Raw genomic sequence first — 15200 nt, 5'->3', positions numbered from 1 at the left:
TTTTCTCCTCACTTCGACGCGGCGGCGCGCGCGCTTCTCGCGGCGGCTCGCGCCGCGCGCGCCTCGATCCATGCGTAGAAGGCCGCCATGCCTTCGCCCGTGCGCGCGGAGACGACCAATGTTTGCAGATCGGGATTGACCTTCAGCGCATTGGCGAGACAGCGGCCGACATCGAACTCCACATGCGGCAGAAGATCGGATTTGTTCAGCAGCATCAGATCGGAGGCCGCGAACATCTCGGGATATTTGAGCGGCTTGTCCTCGCCCTCCGTCACCGAGAGCACGACGACCTTATGCGCCTCGCCGAGATCGAAGGCGGCGGGGCAGACGAGATTGCCGACATTCTCGATAAAGAGCAGCGAGGAGGGGGCGACGGAAAGCTCGGCGAGCGCGCGCGAGACCATATGCGCGTCGAGATGGCAGCCCTTGCCGGTGTTGATCTGCAAGGCCGGAACGCCGGTCGCGCGGATGCGCTCCGCGTCATTGGACGTCTGCTGATCGCCTTCGATGACGGAAATGGGAAAGCGGTCTTTCAGATCGGTGATCGTGCGCACGAGCAGCTGCGTCTTGCCCGAGCCGGGGCTGGAGACGAAGTTGAGCGCGAAGACGCCGGATTGCTCGAAGCGCACCCGGTTCTCGCGGGCGTGGTCGTTGTTCTTGGAGAGAATGTCTCGCTCTATGCGGACGATGCGCTCCTGGCTGAGGCCGGGAACGTGAACGCCCGCAGGGCCGGAGCCATAATCGTGACGATGGCCGTGATCGTCGTGCGAATGATCGTGATCATGCGCGTGAGGATGGTCGTGATCGTGCGGATGCGGGTGATCATGATGATGATGGTCGTGGTCATGATCATGGTGGTGATCGTGATCATGACCATGATGATGGTCGTGAGCGTGGCCATGAGCGTGATCATGCGCATGATCATGCGGATGGTCGTGGCTATGTTCTGGCTTTCCTTCGATGCTGGACGTTCCGCAGCCGCAGACCGTGCACATTAGTCGACCTCCAGTTCCTGCACCCGCATATCCTCGCCGCCGGTGACTTGGACATGATATCCGCCGCAGTCCGGGCAAGGGCCAAATCTCTCTTGGACGGCGACGGTCTTGGCGCAATCGAGGCACCAGCCTTCGCCGGGAATGCGCAATATGTCGAGCCGCGCGCCTTGGACGATTCCGCCATGCGTCACCGCCTCGAAGCAGAAGCGGATCGCCTCCGGCTCCACATGGCTCAGCGCGCCGATCTCGAGCCGCACCACGCGCACGCGGGAAAAGCCCTGCTTGCGGCTTTCTTCCTCGATCAGCTCGACGATGCTCTCGGTCAGCGCCATCTCATGCATAGGCGGCCTCGCGAAGCTCGACGTGAAAGGCGACGCAGGGATCGAACAGGCCCGCGAGGCGCGTGATCGTCTGCGCCGCCGCGGCGCGCGGAATGCGCGCGCCGAGCAGGGCGGCGACGAAAGGTCCGGCGGGATGGAAATTCCATTCTGTCGGCGCGACGATCGCATAATTCTCGATCCTATCGTCCGGTGTGAGCCGAACCCAATGATACAGCTCTCCGCGCGAAGTTTCGACCGCGCAATAGGCTTCGCGTGCGGCGGGAGCCTCGCTGCGCGAAGAGTCGTCCGCGCCATTGGAGAGGCGCCCCACGAGCCCGTCGAGATCGATCACGCGGGCGGAAAAGCGCGCGCAGATCGCGCCGCGCGACAGATCGGTCTCGCGCCAATGATGCGCGAATGCGCCGGTCTCCGGCGCGCGGCCGGCGATGCTGGGCGCCGCGCTGAAGCTTTCGCCCTGCGCTCTTATTCCCTCCAGCACGAGGGCGTCGTCCTCTGCGCGCAGCGCATCGGGCGCGCTCGCAGCTATGGCGGGACTGCGCGCCAGCGCGCGGGACAATTTGCCGAAAGGCGTATCGCCGCCCATAGCGTCCAGCAGGCCGAGCTTCACCGTCTCGGCGCGCAGGCGGGCGGCGGTCGCGGCGCGGTCGCGCGCGTCGCCTGCGGCGAGCTCGCGCGTCAGAGCGAGAACCGCGCGCAGGGCCGTGGGCGGAACGGCGTCCTCCGCCATTGTCGCCAGCGCGCGCAATGTCTCGGAGAGGCGCTCGCAATCGAGCGCGATGAGATCTTGCGGCGTGGTCTTGCGAATGTCTCCGCGCGCCGCAGTGATGGCCCGCGAGGCGGCGAAAGCGTGTGAGAGGCCGCAGAGGGAGAACAGTCGCCCGGCGAGCGGCGCGACTTCCGCGGCGGGGCGGCCGCGAAACAGACGCGTGAGATGCGCGGGCCGACTCGAGCGCACGCGCACCGAGCAGATGCGATCATCGGCGAGCTCGGCGACGATGGAGATCGCGCCGGGGCCGAGCCCTCCGAGATCGGCGCCCGCGCTCATGGCGAGGCCTCTTCGTCGCCGCGTCGACGGCCGCCGAACAATGCGCGCCGATCGAGCGCGGCGGTCGGCTCCGTCTCGCGCTTCGGCGCTTCGTTCAGCGCCGGATCGAGCAATGCGTCGAGCGCCGCGTGCGCCGCTGTTCGCGCGGCGTCGTGATCGGCAAAATCATCCATGGGCGAGAACAGCGAGCAGGCGGCGATGCGGCCGAAGCCGTCGATCTCGCTGACATTGAAATCGACGTCGCCGGCCGGAAAGCGCAATTGCAGCCGCGCCGGATCGGGGAAGGGCGCCTCGGCGCCCTCGCGCGGCGCGGCGACGACGAGATTGGCGAACCAGGGCGTGACGATCACGCCCAGCGCATAAGGGCCGAAGTCGCGAAAGCCCACTGCCTCCACCTCGAGCGCCTCGTTGCAGAGGCCGGAGTCCCGCATCGACGTCTCATGGACGCGGCGGTAGAAATCCGCGAGCTTCTCGCCTCTCGCCGCGGCGTCGCTCAATTTTCGCACCTCAAGAATTTCTCTTGTGGCGCGTCGCATTCGGGGCAGCGCCAGTCGGCGGGAAGATCGGCGAAGGCGACGCCCGGCGGAATCTGCCAGACGGGATCGCCCTCGGCCGGATCATAGACATGCCAGCACACGCCGCATTCCATGCGCGCGTCCGGGGCGATATCGCGAAGCGTTTCGTCGCTCATGTGAAATAGGCCTCGTGAATTTCGCGCAGACGCTCCGCCGAATCGTGGAAATCCTCATCGGCGGCGCAGGCCGCGGCGGGCGTGTCGCCGATCTCCAGCGTGTCGAGGATGATCGTGCCCATGGCGTTGAAGAATTGCACCGACCACACATTGCGGGCGCCGGTCGCGGTGATCTTGGCGGAGCCATAGCCGCGCGAGATCAGCTGCACGGGCCCGTTGCCGAGCGTTTGCTGCAAATGCTCCATGTCGATCTCCGACACGGGCAGAAGCGAGAAATTGATGACATGCGACGGATCGCCGGCCTTATGCGCGCGCATGCGGGCGTCGATCTCGGCCAGCATGGGCATCACATTCATCGCGCCTTCGGGCTCCGCGCCTATGGCGATGCGCTCGGCGGTGACTTTCGCCGCGCGCTCGACGACATGGGGAATGGCGGCGATCTCGAGATAATCGGCGGTGAGCCGTCCTTGCGCATCGGTGAAGCGCACACGCCACAGGCCCGCCATGGAGGCCTCGAGGATTTGCGCGGTGACGCCGTCGGGGAGGGCGGCGACGCCGCTCACCTCGCCCTCGCCGAGCACTTGGCCGATGAGCTCGCGCTCTTTCGCCTCATAGTCGGTGATGTCGAAGAGCTTGCCCGGCGCATCGGCGCGCTGCGCGGCGAGCGCATCGGCGAGCTGCGGCAGCAGAGCCGCGGCGCGGGGGCATTCGGCGACGGCCTGCTCACCGGTCGCGGTCGCGAGAAAGGAGATGACGCTGCGCTTGGTCTCCGCCTCGGCGTCATAGCCGATCGGCATGACCGTCATTGCTTCGTCGGCGCCGTCCGGCGAAACCCAGAATCCGGCTTTCATGAGCTCGTCTCCCCTTCCGTGAAGGTGATGCGCACGCGGGGCTCTTTCGGCGGCGCGGCCTGCAATTGCAGCAGCGCCTCGATCCGCGAGAGATATTCGGACCAGTCATAGACTTTCGGCAGCACGCCCAGCGTCTCGCCGCCATAAGTCACGACGAGGCTCGGGTAGACGCAAACGCTGAAGCGTCCCTCCAGCGTCTTCTCGGCCGCGGGCGCGATGATGGCGGCGCGCAGCCGGCCGGCGAAGGCCTTGACCAGCTGTGGAAAGATGATCGCCACATCATGGGTCTCGCTGCGCTGCGCGGGATCGCCGCCGAAGAAGAGCAGAGAATGCGCGCTCGCGCCGGGCGGCGGCGTGAGAAAAGCGTCGATATTGGTCTCGTCCAGCAGAGCGACGCCGGATTTTTCGCTCAGCGCCAGCTGCAACGACCCGGACATGCGGTCCTCCCATTTTACTTTTGCCGAGGAGGCCGCAATCGCCATGCCATGGGCGGCTCGCGACGGCGACGCGCTAGACGACTGAGTCGAAAGAAGCTTTCCAGCAGGAGCCGAAGCCTCGGTAGGCTGTATCTGGAATTTAGCTTATCATTCTGGATAGCAGCTTTCCAGAGTGGTCACTTGCGCAGGAATTCGGGCAGCTGCGGCTCGCGGTCGACGAGATCGGCGAAAAGGTGATCGACATTCTCGCCGGCGAGGGCTTTTTCCACCGCATCCAGAGCGTCGTCGATTTGCGCGGCCTCGAGCGGGTCCAGAACGCGGACCGCCGTGCCGACATGGACCAGCACCTTGGTCCCGGCGGGCTGCGCGCCGACCAGCGCCATGGAGATGGCGTGGCGTTCGCCGCGCCGCTCGCACTGCGCTTCGAAGGCGTCACCTTCGACGACCGTCATGGGAAAGCCGACGCACATGCTCGAGGGTCCGTCAGCGCCAGGAGGAAGCGCGCCAGGGCTTGAACCAGAACGCCACGGCGACGACCATGGCGCCCCAGCCGAGCGTCATCGCCATGGCGAGCAGATGGTCCGGCTCGGTGAAAATATGGATGATGTCATAGGCGAGATCGTTCGGATGCTCGCCCGGATGGGCCATGGCCGTGGCCGGAAGCAGAAAAGCGGCGGCGGCAGCCGCGAAACGGATCGCCTTCATGGTCTCGTCTCCTCATCGGCGGCGCCGAGGCGCCTCTCATAGGCGCTGTGGTCTAGGTCATGCGCCAGCAGGCGCTGGAAGCTCTGCGCGCTCTCCGCGCGTGGGCGGAGCTCGACGCCCCATTCTGTCAGAGTCGCGACCGCCGCGTCGAGCGCCGGCTCGATAGATGCGACGACCGGCGGCGTCAACGGACCGCCCCAATCCTCGAGGTCCTGTGGCTGGCAGCCGATCAGCGCGAGGCGCGAGGGATAGCGGCCGAGCAGATCGGCGGCGGAGAGCACCTCCTGAAAGCCGGTCTGATGCAGGCTCATCTTCTTCGCGCCCATGAAGCGCGGAACCTCGCCGTCGCGCACGATGCGCAAGGTCCCCGGCTCTAGGCCATAGTCTATGGCGTCGAAGACGAGCAGCTGATCGCAGGCCTCGACGAATTGCACGAGATAGAGGCCCTGCGTGCCGCCGTCGAGAATGGTGACGTCGCCGCCCGTCTCATAGCGCGCATGGAACTCCTCCACCGCGCGCACGCCGAAGCCTTCATCGGCCCAGAGAATATTGCCTATGCCGAGAATGAGAGTGCGCATCGCGTCTCCTCAGCTGTGCTCGATCGCGAGCAGAGCGAAGCGATCCAGGGGCCGTCTCGCGACTCTGGATTGCTTCGTCCCGCAGCTCCGCGCAATGACGATCTCACTTGTCGGCCTCGTCGCGGAACACGCGCTCGCCGGAGATCATCGAGGAGATGAGGCTCTGGCGGGAGACGATATCCTCGCGCACGGCGGTGTAGATGTGGATGATGACGAAGAGAATGACGCCCCACATGGCGAGATGATGCCATGTGTGGACGTCCTGGCTGTTCGGCCAGATCGCGAACACCCATCCGAACAGCTTGTATTGCCAGCTGTCGCGGCCCTCGCCCTCGGAGTAGAGCGCGAAGCCCGTCACCACCAGAAAGGCCAGGTTGAGCATGAAGAGATGCATCACCAGATGGCCGAGCGGATTATGGCCGATGTATTTCTTCGGCTGCTTCACCAGGAAGGAATACCAGCCCGCCTCGTAGAGAATGCCCGACAGCCATTGGCGGTCCCACACCGGCAGATAGAAAATCTGCTTGGCGTGCTCATTGCCGACGAAGGCCCAATAGATGCGCAGCAGCAGCGCCACGGCGAGCACATAGCCGGCCGAGAAATGGGCGAAGCGTATATAGCCCATCAGGAACTGTGAGCTCGCTTCGCCGGGAGTCGAAGGCAGCGGCGAGGCGATGAAATAGCCCGTCGTCGCCAGCACGACGATCGCCGCCGCATTGATCCAGTGCCAGAGCCGCACCGGCGCCTCATAGACATAGACGCTCTGCAGCTCGGCGGCTTTTTCGCCGTGAGCGTCGAGCACGCCATGGATTTGCGTCGCCTCAGTCATGACCTCGCCTCCTCAGCGAACCTTGACTTGCGTCATCTCCTGGCCGTCCTCGCTCATCACATGCGTGGAGCAGGCGAGGCAGGGATCGAAGGAGTGGATGGTGCGCAGAATCTCGAGCGGCTTTTGCGGATCGGCCAGCGGCGTGTCCATCAGCGAGGCCTCGAAGGCGCCGATATTGCCCTTGGGATCGCGCGGGCTGCCGTTCCATGTGGTCGGCACGACGCATTGGTAATTCTCGATCTTGCCGTCCTTCACCTTGATCCAATGGGCGAGCGCGCCGCGCGGCGCCTCGGTGAAGCCGAAGCCCTTGGCCTCCTTCGGCCAGGCCTGCGGGTTCCATTTGTCGATATTGGCGGTGGAGGAATCGCCGGCCTTGATGTTGGCGATCAGCTTGTTCTGGAAGTGCTCCATCTTGCGCACCGCCCATTGCGCCTCCAGCGCGCGCGCCGCCGTGCGGCCGAGCGTCGAGAACAGCGCCGTCACCGGCACGCCGAGCTTCTTCAAAAACTCGTCGGTCGGCTCCTTGAACTCCGGCTTGCCCTGGGCGTAGCCGACGATATAGCGCGCCAGCGGTCCCACCTCGACGGCGTTGCCGCGCCAGCGCGGCGCCTTGATCCAGGAATATTTGCCGGCTTCGTCCAGCTCCTGAATATTGGTCGGCGTGCCCTTGGCGTTGGGGCCGAGCTTGTAATTGGGCTCGGTGACGCCGTCCCAGGGATGCAGTCCCTTGGTCTCGTCAGGATATTTGTACCAGGAGTGGGTGACGAACTCCTGGATCTGCTCGGGATCGGTGTGATCGACCGGGAAAATCTCTTTCAGATTGCCATTGAGGATCACGCCGCGCGGCAGGCCGAGATTGCCGGGGGAAAAGTCGTTGGCGTGCTCGGGAATATCGCCATAGGCCATGACATTCTTGCCGGAGAGGCCGCCGCCATAGAGCCAATCCTTGTAGAAGGAGCCGATGGCGAGCACATCCGGCAGATAGACCTTCTCGACGAAGTCGATCGACTGCTGAATGATCGAGGTGACGTCGTTGAGGCGCTCCATATTGATCGCGCCGACCGCGCCATTGCCATCGACATTGATGGCGCAGGGCACGCCGCCGACGAGCCAGTTGGGATGCGGATTCTTGCCGCCGAAGATCGTCTGGACCTTCACGATCTCCTTTTGGAAATCGAGCGCCTCGAGATAATGCGCGACGGCCATGAGGTTCGCTTCCGGCGGAAGCTTATAGGCCGCATGGCCCCAATAGCCGTTCTTGAACGGGCCGAGCTGTCCCGACTCGACGAATTTCTTCAGGCGGATCTGCAGATCCTTGAAATAGCCGGGCGAGGAGAGCGGCCAATCGGAGATCGACTGCGCCAGCACGGAGGTCGCCTTGGGATCGGCGGAGAGCGCCGAGACCACATCGACCCAGTCGAGCGCGTGAAGATGATAGAAATGCACGAGATGATCGTGCACCTGCAGCGCCAGCTGCATCATATTGCGGATGGAGTTGGCGTTCTCGGGAATGGTGATGCCGAGGGCGTTCTCCACCGCGCGCACCGAGGTGAGCGCATGTGTGCCGGTGCAGACGCCGCAGATGCGCTGCGTGAAGGCCCAGGCGTCGCGCGGATCGCGGCCCTTCAGAATGACCTCTATGCCGCGCCACATGGTGCCGGTCGAAACCGCGTTGCGGATCACATTGTTCTTGTCGACATTGACCTCGACGCGGAGGTGTCCCTCGATGCGCGTGACCGGATCGACGACGATGCGCTTGCCGGAATTGTCGAGATTGAAGCCGTTCGGCGTCTGAATGCCCATGATCGCGTTTCCTCGAGATCGGCCGTTGCCGGTGTAATTCTTGTCCAGAGTGGCCAGTAGGAGCTTCCCTCATCCTGAGGAGCGGCCGAAGGCCGCGTCTCGAAGGACGAGGGAAGCGTCACGCGCGCCCTCTGGAACTCGCCCCTCGTGCTTCGAGACGGCGGCTACGCCGCCTCCTCAGCATGAGGGGCGAGGGTTGCGCTGTCGCGCGATTACCCTTCGTGCTTGGCAGTGATGCGTTTCACCGCGGTGACGCCGGCATGGACGGCGACGGCGCCGCCGACGACGGCCGCGGCCGCGAGGCCCACCTCATCGGCGTTATGCTCTATGCCGAAATGGTTGATCTTGGTCAGCCGGTCGTAGAAGGAGCCCTTATCCCAGAAATCCTCTTCCGAGCAGCCGATGCAGCCATGGCCGGACTGGATGGGGAAGGAGACGCCGCCGTTCCAGCGCACGGTGGAGCAGGCGTTATAGGTCGTCGGACCCTTGCAGCCCATTTTGTAGAGGCAATGGCCCTTGCGCGCCGCCTCATCGTCCCATTCCTCCACGAACTGCCCGGCGTCGAAATGCGGGCGACGATAGCATTTGTCGTGGATGCGCTGGGAGTAGAACATTTTCGGCCGGCCCTGCCGGTCGAGTTCCGGCAGCCGGCCGAAAGTGGTGACGTAAGTGACCACGCCGGTCATCACCTCGGCGATGGGCGGGCAGCCGGGAACCTTGATGATCGGCTTGTCCTTGATGACCTTGTCGATCGGCGTCGCTTGCGTCGGATTGGGCTTGGCCGCCTGCACGCAGCCCCAGGAGGCGCAGGCGCCCCAGGCGATGATCGCCATGGCGTCCTCGGCCATCCATTTCAGCTTCTCGACGAAGGGCTTGCCGCCGTCGATGCAGAACATGCCGCCCTCGTTCAGCGGCGGATTGCCCTCGACGGCCAGAATATATTTGCCCTTGTACTTTTCCTTGGTTTCTTCCAGAATCGCCTCGGCCTGATGGCCGGCGGCGGCCATGATGGTGTCGTCATAGTCGAGCGAGATCATCGACAGCACGACGTCCTTGGCCAGCGGATGCGCCGAGCGGATGAAGCTCTCCGAGCAGCAGGTGCATTCGAGCCCATGCATCCAGATCACCGGAATGCGCGGCTTGGTCTCCAGCGCCTGCGCCATTTGCGTGGCGGCGGTCTGGCCGAGGCCGAGGCTCGCCGCGGTGAGCGAGCAGAATTTGGTGAAGCTGCGGCGCGTGACGCCCTGACGGCGAATGACGTCGTAGAAGGTTTCGATGGCGGCCATTTCCTTCCCCACCCTTGTGCAATGCGGCATTCGCGCGAAGGCGCCGCTTGGGGAGAGAACGGCAAGATGCGGGCCAGCGCGAGGATAAGGAGAATCTTTCCAGGCTCTCAGGCGATTGCCGAAAATCTCTTCGCTGGGGGAGGGCGTCACGACGAGAAGCCGCTTTCCAGTCGCGGAAAGAGTCTAGACAGTCAATGCGCCGTGCAGACCATGCAGGGGTCGAAGGAGCGCACGATATGCTGCACCGCGACATTGGTCGCGCCCTCGTCGCCCACATCGAGCCCGGCCAGCGCCTGCTCCAGCGGGCCGGGAGTGCCGGCGGCGTCGCGCGGCGAGAAATTCCAGGTCGTGGGCGCGATGATCTGATAGCGCTCGATCTGACCGTCGCGGAACGTCGCCCAATGGCCGAGCGTTCCGCGCGCCGCCTCGACGAAGCCGACGAAGGCGCCGTCGGCGAGCGGCGCGTCGGGCGCGCAATAGGGCTCGTTCGGCGCCAGCGCGCGCGTCCAATCCTCCATCGCCTGCGTGAGCAGCGCAATCTCCAGGACGCGCGCGACGATGCGGGCGAGGACGGTGGAGCGGCCGCCACGCGCGAGCAGGTCGCGGATCAGCGCATGGCCGGCGACGGCCTGGCGCGCCAGAGCGCCCACCTCCACCGCGCGGCCCTCGAGCCGCGGGGCCTTGGCGAAACTATAGGCCCCCTCGCGGTGAATGTCGGGAAGCGTGTCGGCGCGCGCAGGATCGGCGGCGGTGTCGCGCATATAGGCATGCGAGACATCCTCCTCGATGTGATCGAGCGGCGGCTCGCGCAGCCCGCCCGTCCTCGTGTCGAGAAGGCCGGCGGGGAAGCGATGGCCCTCCGGCCCGAGATAGGCGCCGGCCGAGAGCAGCAGGCCAGGGCCGCGTCCCATCTCCTCGAGGCGAAGATCGCGCGCGATGCGCAGAAAGGCGGAAAAATCGCCGGCGGCGCTGTCCGCGAAGCGATCGAGCTCCTCGATCGAGGAGAGGGCGGTCACGGCCTCGAGCGGCGCGGCGAAGAGCGTGCGCTCGAGAAAGCCGCGAAAATCCGCGAGCAGGGCGCGCAGCCGCATCTCGTCGCCCAGCGCCAGCGCCCGCGTCACGCCGCCGGCGCGGAAGGCGAGGCTGTGCGGCCATTTGCCGGCGATCAGCCCCATCGTCTCCAGCAGCCGCGCGCGCGCCGGCAGCGCCTCGCGCAGCGCCGCGCCGGAGACCGCCTTGAAGCGCGCCTCCGCGGCGCCGTGCCAGGGCCGGCCGGCATAGGCGGCGCGGGCGAAATCCGGCATGAAGAAGATGTAGAAATGCGTGAGATGGTCTGCGATATTCTCCGCCGCATGGGCGATATTGGTGGCGAGCAGCCCGTTGGGCGCAGGCGCGATCGGCTGGGCCGCGCGCAGCACGGCGGCGGCGGCCAGAGATTGCGAGACCGAGCAAATGCCGCAGATGCGTGGCGCGATCGCCAGCGCGTCCGCGGCCGGGCGGCCGAGCAGCAATTGCTCGAAGCCGCGATAGAGCGAGGCCGAGACGCGCGCCTCGCGCACCACGCCATTCTCGACGTCGAGCGTCACCTCGAGATCGCCCTCGACGCGATTGAACGGCCCGACGACGATGCGGCTCATGGCTTCTTCTTTTCAGAGCCCGGCGTCGGGGCGCGGGCGATATGGTCGCTGCGGGCGTTCTCGCGCACGCGTTTGGGCGTCGCCGATTTGGAGAGGGCGGCGAGCGCGACGAACCAGGCTTTGGGCATGTCGAGCGGCAGGCCGACGGGAATGCCGCCGATCTTGGGCGTGCGATGGACGCCGCGGGTCGCCTCGAAGCCCGGCGAGGTGCAGGCGATGCAGGTCGAGCCCGCCTGGGTGCAGGAGCCGCCGCCGTTCCATGCGCGCTGATTGCAGTCGCCGACCGCCTGCGTCGCCTTGCAGCCCAAATGCTCCATCAGGCAGCCGCGTTCGGAGAAATCCTCGGCGCTGGCCTTGAACTCGTAGAATTCATTGCGGCTGCAGCCGTGATGGGCGAGATGGTCGGCGAAAATGCGCGGCCGGCCGTAATCGTCCATATCGGCCTGCGTGAAGCGGCCGAGCGAGAGCGCGAGCAGCGTCTCCATGATCCAGCCCGGATGCGGCGCGCAGCCGGAGACATTGACGACCGGCAGCCCTTTGACCGAGCGATAATCCGGCCCCAGCGCCCCGCCGATATCGACGCCGGAATATTGCAGCCCGCTGGCGCCCGTGGGGTCGGGCGCGCCGGCGGGCACGCCGCCGAAAGCGGCGCAGCTTCCCACCGCCACGCAATAATCGGCGCGCGGCGCCAGCGCGCGCGCCCAATCCAGCATGCTGCGGCCGGTGCCGGAGAGCTTGTTGAAAAGGCCGGTGCCCTCCGGCCCGTGGAGGATGGAGCCCTCTATGCAGAGCGCGCCGAGCTTTTGCTCGCCGCGCTCGACGCGGGCGAGAATGGCGCGGGCTTCCTCGCCGGTCTCCTCGCTCACGCTCGGATGCCAGAGCAGGCGCATGCCCAAGCCGCGCAGCTCCTCGAACCAGCCGGCGGCGCCGCGCTCCAGCGTCGCCATGGTGCAGCCGCCGCAGCTGCCCGCCTGCAGCCAGAGCAGAGTGAAATCGTCGCGCGCCTTGGTCATCACCAGCCAATTGTAGAACAATCGGCCGAGACGCCCAAATCGTCAAAATTGCGCGTGCAGCCGCAGGCCGAAGATATTGACCGGCCCCCGCGCGGAATTATGCGCGGGATTGCCGATGAGCTGATAGTCGAGCGTCAGCTCGACTCCGTCGCGGACGTTGTATTTGTAATAGGTCTCCAGCACTTTCTCGCCGGCGTAGGAGAGCCTGCCGTCGCCGATATAGACGCTGGTTCCGCCGAGGCCGAAATAGCTCACGCGCGGGCCGGCGAGGCCGGAGAACACCATGGCGCCGCCGATTTCGTCCTTGTCGCGGTCCCACAGCGCGCCGGCGGCGGTGAAGCCGACCGAGAGCGAGCGGTCGATGTCGGTGTAGTCCACGGTCTCGAAACGTCCGTCGGACATGCTGGCGCGCAGGAAGACGCCGACCTCCTTGGAGAGCTGCTGCTGCACATTGAGTCCGCCGCCGACCTTCACATGGCGCTTGCGAATCCATGGATTGTTGACGTCCGGCGGAAAATTGCCGGTGAGATAGGCGAAGTCGATGGCGTCCTGCACCTTGGCGAGATTGCCATTGTCGGCGAAGGCCAGAAATTTGATCACGCCCGGCTGCTCGAGGAGATCGTAGCGCGCCTCGAATTCGGCGACGCCCATGAACTGGCGGCCGATCTGCGGCTCGATATAGGGGCCGTTGGGAATCTCGGAGAGCTGGAACAGGCCGCCGCGCGCCGTCCACCAATCCTGCTTCCACTCCAACGCCGCGCCATAGGTGTAGCCCCAGGAATCGGCGGCGTAGTCGAAGGCGGCGAGCGTGTTGACGCCGAAGTTCAAGAAGCCCGTCGTTGGATCATGGGCGTATTTGTTGTCGTCGAAAATATCCGGCACGCTGAACTTGCCGATGGTGAGGATCACACGATCCTTGTCCACCTTGCCCGACAGCTGATTCTGCGTCGATTCCAGCACCTCGTTATAGGAGCCGGTCTCGGGGTCCTCGACCTTCTCGCCGCCATTGAGCCCGATGATCTGGCGCAGGAAATAGCGTTGGAAGCGCATATAGGGCGCGGCGCGTCCGACTTTTGCGACGGCGCCGTTCACATAAGAGGCGGCGCCGACGGAATTGGCGAGGCCATAGCCCATGTCGACCTCGGGATTGAGATAGACGGCGCCGCCGTCCCAAACGCGCATGCCGAAGAACAGATTGCTCGTCGAGCCGGCGTCGGCGAGGCCTTTGGGCGGAAAGCTGTGCGAGCCGGAATAGAGCGCCGGAAATTTGGGATAGCCCTGCACGACCGCGGTCGTCTGACCGTGGAAGCTGTAGATCTCCTCGTTCTTCTTGTCGTCCTTCTCGTCTTTCTTTTTCTCGTCCTTCGCCTTTTTTCCGCGCTTGCCTTTCTCGCCGCGCTTCTTCGCCTTGTCGTCGCCGGCGGCGTCCTCGCTCTTGGCCGCGTCGGACGTCTTCTCGTCGTCGCTCTTGACGTCTGCGCGCGCTTCCTCCTGCGGATCGAAGCGGTAGTTCAGGCCGAGACGCATCACATGCGCCTCGCTGCGTTGGCGCGCGGCGAATTGGAAGGAGGAATTATTGTCGTAGACGCGGTTCTGCAATTGCTGATTGACGAAGAGATATTCGAGCCGCGCCGAGAAATGGTCGTCGAGCGTCTGCTCGATCCCGCCGCCGATCGCATATTTCATGCGCGAGGATTTGGAGAGCGGCGCGAAGAACAGGCCGAGCGGCCCCGCCCCATAGAAGACGAGATTGGACGCGCCGCGCCAGCCGCCGGCGGCGATTCCCCCAGTGGCGTAGAGCAGCGTGCGGTCGAAGGCGTAGCCGAGGCGCGCGCGAATGCTGGCGAAGTAATCGCCATTCTCGTCCGAGGTCAGCCCATAGGCCGTGATTCCGAGAGGGCGATAGGCGGCGGGCGCCGGAAAAATTCCGGTGGAAGCGCGGCGCAGGCCGAGAAAATTCAAATCGGTCTCTAGGCCATAGACCCAAGGCCCGTGCTGCCAGTCATAGCCGATCTGCGCGCCGAAGCTCGCTCCGGCGCGATCGCGATTCGGCGCCGCGAGGTCGAAGGCCCGGCTCGTGAAGCCGCTGCCGGCCTCCAGCGTTCCGCCGCTCGCAATGGGCAGGCCGCCGCCGGCGTTCACTCCGACATGCAGTCCGGCCCATGTGAAGGCGGGCGGGGCGGACGTATCGGACGGCTTGTCGGCGGCGGTCGACGGGCTCGCGCATTGGAGCGCGAGAGTCAGCGTCGCCAGAGCGGCGAGAATTCGGAAATGCATCGGCTCGTCGTTCGTTCTCTATGCGATTCGCATATTGGCAGAGTTTCATGTCGCACGCGCGAAAGAGAAAAACGTACGAGCGGAGCCTTTACAGTTCAGCGTCATGAAGCTTTGATGACGATGGAAGCGCCTTCTATCGCAATCCGATCGCGCGCGATGCGAGATATGCGGATGGGCTTTCGCGGCTCCATCGGAAGAAGCGCGCCCGGCGATGCGGAAAGCCGCGCTGGCGACTCTGCGCATCCTCGTCCTCGGCGCGGCCGGGCGTGTCGGTCTCCTTGTCCCAGAGGCAGACGGGCCGGCGCGTCGCGGCGTCGATCGCCCATGCGGCGCGCGGCCGCGTGCGGCGTCCGGCGAGATGCAGATCGCGCAGCTCCGCCGGCGCGGCGATAGGCGTGACGCCGCTCTGCGCCGAGCGCAGGCGGAGGGTCGCATAGGGGCGGGAAAACATCTTCATCGCTCTCGTCCTTCTGGCCTTTGTGGCGGCCGAAGGCGTGAGCGGCGGGGGAGCGCTAGGCTCTGGCGACGCCTCTCACGCGGTCCTTTCGGCCGCGGGCTTCTGTGTGAGGCGCGACGCGCGCAGACGAGGCTGCTGCGGTTGCGCCGAGGCGGCTGTCGCCGAGGCTACTGCCCATGAGTCCTTCGCAAGTGTGGATCGCCGAGCGACTCGAAAATCGCGCCGACGCTCTTGGTTTTGCGGCGCGCCGCATGG

At 65.5% G+C, this 15200-nt stretch carries 17 protein-coding genes; all 17 read right to left on the bottom strand.

Annotated elements, in window-relative coordinates; genetic code table 11:
• Positions 1-8: 8 nt before the first annotated feature.
• Positions 9-995: a hydrogenase nickel incorporation protein HypB gene (hypB, locus tag METLW4_RS0114435; protein WP_026191520.1), complete on the bottom strand. Its 987-nt coding sequence runs from the start codon at positions 993-995 to the stop codon at positions 9-11.
• Positions 995-1336 (bottom strand): hydrogenase maturation nickel metallochaperone HypA, encoded by a 342-nt coding sequence (hypA, locus tag METLW4_RS0114430; RefSeq protein ID WP_018266929.1) that lies wholly within the window; start codon positions 1334-1336, stop codon positions 995-997. Before hypA ends, hypB begins: the two co-directional genes overlap by 1 nt.
• Complete coding sequence (locus METLW4_RS0114425; protein WP_018266928.1) at positions 1329-2381, bottom strand: nickel-dependent hydrogenase large subunit; 1053 nt, start codon at positions 2379-2381, stop codon at positions 1329-1331. The genes hypA and METLW4_RS0114425 overlap by 8 nt, the downstream gene beginning before the upstream one ends.
• Positions 2378-2887, bottom strand: coding sequence for a [NiFe]-hydrogenase assembly chaperone HybE (hybE, locus tag METLW4_RS0114420; RefSeq protein WP_245258457.1), 510 nt, complete (start codon positions 2885-2887; stop codon positions 2378-2380). The genes METLW4_RS0114425 and hybE overlap by 4 nt, the downstream gene beginning before the upstream one ends.
• Positions 2875-3072, bottom strand: a complete 198-nt coding sequence (locus tag METLW4_RS0114415; protein ID WP_018266926.1) for a rubredoxin — start codon at positions 3070-3072, stop codon at positions 2875-2877. Before METLW4_RS0114415 ends, hybE begins: the two co-directional genes overlap by 13 nt.
• A complete protein-coding gene (locus METLW4_RS0114410; RefSeq protein ID WP_018266925.1) occupies positions 3069-3923 on the bottom strand; it encodes a hydrogenase expression/formation protein in 855 nt (284 codons plus the stop codon). Before METLW4_RS0114410 ends, METLW4_RS0114415 begins: the two co-directional genes overlap by 4 nt.
• Positions 3920-4360, bottom strand: a complete 441-nt coding sequence (locus METLW4_RS0114405; protein ID WP_043332790.1) for a hydrogenase accessory protein — start codon at positions 4358-4360, stop codon at positions 3920-3922. The genes METLW4_RS0114410 and METLW4_RS0114405 overlap by 4 nt, the downstream gene beginning before the upstream one ends.
• Before the next feature lie 176 nt (positions 4361-4536).
• Positions 4537-4830, bottom strand: a complete 294-nt coding sequence (locus tag METLW4_RS0114400) for a HypC/HybG/HupF family hydrogenase formation chaperone (RefSeq protein ID WP_018266923.1) — start codon at positions 4828-4830, stop codon at positions 4537-4539.
• A 13-nt stretch (positions 4831-4843) separates the two neighbouring features.
• A complete protein-coding gene (locus METLW4_RS0114395; RefSeq protein WP_018266922.1) occupies positions 4844-5065 on the bottom strand; it encodes a hypothetical protein in 222 nt (73 codons plus the stop codon).
• Positions 5062-5643 (bottom strand): HyaD/HybD family hydrogenase maturation endopeptidase, encoded by a 582-nt coding sequence (locus METLW4_RS0114390; protein ID WP_018266921.1) that lies wholly within the window; start codon positions 5641-5643, stop codon positions 5062-5064. Before METLW4_RS0114390 ends, METLW4_RS0114395 begins: the two co-directional genes overlap by 4 nt.
• A 103-nt stretch (positions 5644-5746) precedes the next feature.
• Positions 5747-6472, bottom strand: a complete 726-nt coding sequence (gene cybH / locus METLW4_RS0114385; RefSeq protein WP_018266920.1) for a Ni/Fe-hydrogenase, b-type cytochrome subunit — start codon at positions 6470-6472, stop codon at positions 5747-5749.
• A gap of 12 nt (positions 6473-6484) precedes the next feature.
• Positions 6485-8275 (bottom strand): nickel-dependent hydrogenase large subunit, encoded by a 1791-nt coding sequence (locus METLW4_RS0114380; protein ID WP_018266919.1) that lies wholly within the window; start codon positions 8273-8275, stop codon positions 6485-6487.
• A 212-nt stretch (positions 8276-8487) separates the two neighbouring features.
• The gene (locus METLW4_RS0114375) at positions 8488-9561 is read right to left on the bottom strand and encodes a hydrogenase small subunit (protein ID WP_018266918.1); all 1074 of its coding nucleotides are present in this window, start codon (positions 9559-9561) and stop codon (positions 8488-8490) included.
• A gap of 191 nt (positions 9562-9752) precedes the next feature.
• Positions 9753-11198, bottom strand: coding sequence for a nickel-dependent hydrogenase large subunit (locus tag METLW4_RS0114370; RefSeq protein ID WP_018266917.1), 1446 nt, complete (start codon positions 11196-11198; stop codon positions 9753-9755).
• The gene (locus METLW4_RS0114365) at positions 11195-12211 is read right to left on the bottom strand and encodes a HupU protein (RefSeq protein ID WP_043332789.1); all 1017 of its coding nucleotides are present in this window, start codon (positions 12209-12211) and stop codon (positions 11195-11197) included. The genes METLW4_RS0114370 and METLW4_RS0114365 overlap by 4 nt, the downstream gene beginning before the upstream one ends.
• A gap of 42 nt (positions 12212-12253) precedes the next feature.
• Entirely contained in the window at positions 12254-14488 is a 2235-nt protein-coding gene (locus METLW4_RS0114360) for a carbohydrate porin (RefSeq protein WP_018266915.1), read from the bottom strand.
• A gap of 133 nt (positions 14489-14621) precedes the next feature.
• Complete coding sequence (locus METLW4_RS0114355) at positions 14622-14945, bottom strand: hypothetical protein (protein ID WP_018266914.1); 324 nt, start codon at positions 14943-14945, stop codon at positions 14622-14624.
• Between the last annotated feature and the right edge of the window lie 255 nt (positions 14946-15200).

The sequence above is a fragment of the Methylosinus sp. LW4 genome, from assembly GCF_000379125.1.
Classification (GTDB): domain Bacteria; phylum Pseudomonadota; class Alphaproteobacteria; order Rhizobiales; family Beijerinckiaceae; genus Methylosinus.
The sequence above is the reverse complement of the archived record's forward strand: the minus strand, read 5'-3'. Positions and strand labels throughout refer to the sequence as shown.

What these genes read in the sequence shown, in the direction of transcription:
- hypB (WP_026191520.1), bottom strand. Translation starts at nt 995, where the DNA reads ATGTGCACGGTCTGCGGCTGCGGAACGTCCAGCATCGAAGGAAAGCCA.
- hypA (WP_018266929.1), bottom strand. Translation starts at nt 1,336, where the DNA reads ATGCATGAGATGGCGCTGACCGAGAGCATCGTCGAGCTGATCGAGGAA.
- METLW4_RS0114425 (WP_018266928.1), bottom strand. Translation starts at nt 2,381, where the DNA reads ATGAGCGCGGGCGCCGATCTCGGAGGGCTCGGCCCCGGCGCGATCTCC.
- METLW4_RS0114415 (WP_018266926.1), bottom strand. Translation starts at nt 3,072, where the DNA reads ATGAGCGACGAAACGCTTCGCGATATCGCCCCGGACGCGCGCATGGAA.
- METLW4_RS0114410 (WP_018266925.1), bottom strand. Translation starts at nt 3,923, where the DNA reads ATGAAAGCCGGATTCTGGGTTTCGCCGGACGGCGCCGACGAAGCAATG.
- METLW4_RS0114405 (WP_043332790.1), bottom strand. Translation starts at nt 4,360, where the DNA reads ATGTCCGGGTCGTTGCAGCTGGCGCTGAGCGAAAAATCCGGCGTCGCT.
- METLW4_RS0114400 (WP_018266923.1), bottom strand. Translation starts at nt 4,830, where the DNA reads ATGTGCGTCGGCTTTCCCATGACGGTCGTCGAAGGTGACGCCTTCGAA.
- METLW4_RS0114395 (WP_018266922.1), bottom strand. Translation starts at nt 5,065, where the DNA reads ATGAAGGCGATCCGTTTCGCGGCTGCCGCCGCCGCTTTTCTGCTTCCG.
- METLW4_RS0114390 (WP_018266921.1), bottom strand. Translation starts at nt 5,643, where the DNA reads ATGCGCACTCTCATTCTCGGCATAGGCAATATTCTCTGGGCCGATGAA.
- cybH (WP_018266920.1), bottom strand. Translation starts at nt 6,472, where the DNA reads ATGACTGAGGCGACGCAAATCCATGGCGTGCTCGACGCTCACGGCGAA.
- METLW4_RS0114380 (WP_018266919.1), bottom strand. Translation starts at nt 8,275, where the DNA reads ATGGGCATTCAGACGCCGAACGGCTTCAATCTCGACAATTCCGGCAAG.
- METLW4_RS0114375 (WP_018266918.1), bottom strand. Translation starts at nt 9,561, where the DNA reads ATGGCCGCCATCGAAACCTTCTACGACGTCATTCGCCGTCAGGGCGTC.
- METLW4_RS0114370 (WP_018266917.1), bottom strand. Translation starts at nt 11,198, where the DNA reads ATGAGCCGCATCGTCGTCGGGCCGTTCAATCGCGTCGAGGGCGATCTC.
- METLW4_RS0114365 (WP_043332789.1), bottom strand. Translation starts at nt 12,211, where the DNA reads ATGACCAAGGCGCGCGACGATTTCACTCTGCTCTGGCTGCAGGCGGGC.
- METLW4_RS0114360 (WP_018266915.1), bottom strand. Translation starts at nt 14,488, where the DNA reads ATGCATTTCCGAATTCTCGCCGCTCTGGCGACGCTGACTCTCGCGCTC.
- METLW4_RS0114355 (WP_018266914.1), bottom strand. Translation starts at nt 14,945, where the DNA reads ATGAAGATGTTTTCCCGCCCCTATGCGACCCTCCGCCTGCGCTCGGCG.